Source organism: Streptomyces sp. 8P21H-1, from assembly GCF_013302945.1.
Map to the genome: position 1 here is coordinate 12,034 of NZ_JABTYA010000256.1, position 2,572 is coordinate 14,605.

General features: G+C 67.3%; 4 protein-coding genes. 3 read left to right on the forward strand and 1 reads right to left on the reverse strand.

The annotated features are described in order from the left end of the window. Positions 1-361 precede the first annotated feature (361 nt). Positions 362-532, forward strand: a complete 171-nt coding sequence (locus tag HO151_RS05060) for a hypothetical protein (RefSeq protein WP_173894908.1) — start codon at positions 362-364, stop codon at positions 530-532. Positions 533-862: 330 nt separating this feature from the next. On the opposite strand, the gene HO151_RS07410 is transcribed toward HO151_RS05060, so the two are convergent. Further along, positions 863-1,201: a hypothetical protein gene (locus tag HO151_RS07410; RefSeq protein ID WP_254594734.1), complete on the reverse strand. Its 339-nt coding sequence runs from the start codon at positions 1,199-1,201 to the stop codon at positions 863-865. A 91-nt stretch (positions 1,202-1,292) separates the two neighbouring features. On the opposite strand from HO151_RS07410, the gene HO151_RS05065 reads away from it, so the two are divergent. Continuing rightward, positions 1,293-2,066 (forward strand): hypothetical protein, encoded by a 774-nt coding sequence (locus HO151_RS05065; RefSeq protein WP_254594735.1) that lies wholly within the window; start codon positions 1,293-1,295, stop codon positions 2,064-2,066. Between the two features lie 218 nt (positions 2,067-2,284). After that, the coding region (locus HO151_RS07415; protein ID WP_368039426.1) for a transposase at positions 2,285-2,572 on the forward strand (288 nt) is incomplete at its 3' end.

Consider the following 2,572-nt stretch of genomic DNA (forward strand, 5'->3'; position numbering starts at 1 on the left):
AAACCGACCTACGCATCGGGGCCCGCGTCCACCGACCGCCAAACCCCTGCTGAGCACAGGCAGTCCCGCCTCCCCGCCTCCGTCACGCCTGCAATCTTCCAGCCGAGCGCCCTGTCCGGAAGCGGGCACCGGACGTTCCATCGAACGCGGCGGCCCGCGACCGGCTGGCGCAGCTGGCGGCCGAGCACGGTACGACGATCCGCAGCCTGGTGGAGGAGCTGGCGCAGGACACCCCCACCCGGGCCGAGCGTACGGAGCTGGCCCGCTCCGAACTCGCCTCCGCGCTGGGGCACGCGGCTGGCACACCCTGCTCGAGCGCGGCCTCCTCCAGGGCCGCATCCGCGACGAAGGCGCCTTCGCCGTGCTCGACCTCGACCACGCCCCCGCGCCGTGGCTGCTCGGCGACGCCGCCCTCGCCAGCGCCTACAACACCGCCTACGACCGCGTGTACCCCGGCGCGCTGACCGAACTGGGCATCCCCGCCCACGCCCTGACCGGCCGCAAGGCGTGGGAAAAGTGGCTGTACAGCTGAAATCCACGCATCATTGCGGCTGAGCACAATAGGTGCTGCTTCGCAGACGGGCTCCGAGGTCGTCGGCCAGGTCGAGTAGAGGGCGTCGGTGCTGGTCTGTATCGAGCATCGTTGCCTGGGGTGAGGGGCGGCCAGGGGGGATCCTTCCGGAGTCGAAACTGGGACCTCGGGGGTCACTGGTAAGGGTGCCGTCCAAGCTCTCGATGGGACCGTGGCGGCACTCCGGCGCCGGTTCACGACCTTTGGGCCGACTGCATTCAGTCAGTCGCTCACGCGTCCGCCTGCGATATCTGAGAAACGGCTCTGACCTGGTGTTTTCCTGGGATCTATCTAGTCTGGGAGGTTCTGCTCGACATCATCGGAGGGGACATCGTGAGTGAGGAAGACACTAGGTACGACGCCAGCCACATCGAGGTGTTGGTGGGGTGGGAAGCTGTTCGGAAGCGGCCCGGGATGTACGTCGGCTCGACGAGTGAACGCGGCCTGCGTCAGATGGTGTTCGAGGTCGCGGACCGGGCGGTGAACGAGGTTCTGGCCGGCCGTGCCGCCTCCGTCGACATCACTCTGATGCCCGACGGCGGCGTGTGTGTCGCCGACGACGGGCCGGGCGTTCCCATCGGCGAGACGGAGGGCGTCGGCGGGCGCGGGCTCGAAGCCCTGCTCACCCAAATGCAGGCCGGAGTGGGTACCGGAAGCCGTCACGACGTGACGCTTGGCTTCTTCGGTGGGGCCCGCCGTCGTCAATGCCCTCTCGCGCCGGATGACGGCCGAGGTGCGCCGCGAGGGAGTCCTATGGATCCAGGAGCACGCGCGCGGCGTGGTCGCCATCCCGCTCACCAAGGTGGGGACGGCGCGCGGTAGCGGGACCACCATTGCCTTTTGGCCTGACGTTGACATCTTCGGAGCCACGGAGTTCTCGTTCGACGCGCTGGAGGAACGATTCAGAGAACTGGTCTTCCTGAACCAGGGCCTGGAAATCTCACTGACCGACCTGCGCCGCCCGGATGAGTCCCGTTCAGTGCGGCTCCGCTTCCCGGGCGGGACGCGGGACTTCGTCGGCTTCCTCGACGGCCACACGGCGGCGTCCGCCCCCACGGACACCATCGCTTTTGAGTGCGAGGACCCTCGGATGGCGGGGGCGATGCAGGTGGCCTTCCGCTGGTGCAGTTGCCCTGGGGAACGGATACGGAGCTTCGCCAACAGCCGGCCCACCATCGGAGGTACGCACAAGATGGGCTTCCGCGACGGGATGGCGGTCGCGGTCACCGCGTACGCGCGGGAGCAGGGGCTGCTGACACCTATGGATCCCGACTTTGACGCCGATCGGATCGGCGCGGGTCTGACGGCGGTCGTGTCGGTGAAGCTGGACCGTCCCGAGTTCGAGGGCGCCACGCGCGGCGTGCTGGGCAACTCCGAAGTGCGCGACTGTGTCGGACAAGCCGTCCAGGACCACCTCGGCAGGTGGCTGAAGGAAGACCCGGAGCGGGCCGCAGCTGTCATCGACCAGATCGTCCAGGGTGCCCACCGGGACTGACCAACAACGATCCGCCCTGCTGGTTCAAGAAGACGGGACCGGCAGGGCGTCGGCAGGATGCAGACGCTGGATCCGAGTTCGGAAAGGCCATCCAACTGCGCGTATGGACTTGGGACCACTTTCACAAACGTTCGCTCTTGAGAACGCAGAAGGGCGCTGTCACGTTGGTGAGCGGGTGGGATGATCTTCTGGTTGATCGTGTTGGAGGGGGCTGTTCCGTGGGGGCCGTGGCTCCGTCGTGCAAGGGGCACCGATACCCGGTCGAGATCATCTCCCACTGCGTGTGGCTGTACCACCGCTTCCCCCTCAGCTTCCGCGAGGTCGAGGAGCTGATGCTCGAGCGCGGGATCGTCCTCTCCTATGAGACGGTGCGCCGCTGGTGCGCCAAGTTCGGTCAGCAGTACGCCGATTCGCTGCGCCGCCGCCGGCCCCGGCCTGGTGACAAGTGGCACCTGGACGAGGTCCTCATCAAGATCAATGGGGAACAGAAGTATCTGTGGCGGGCG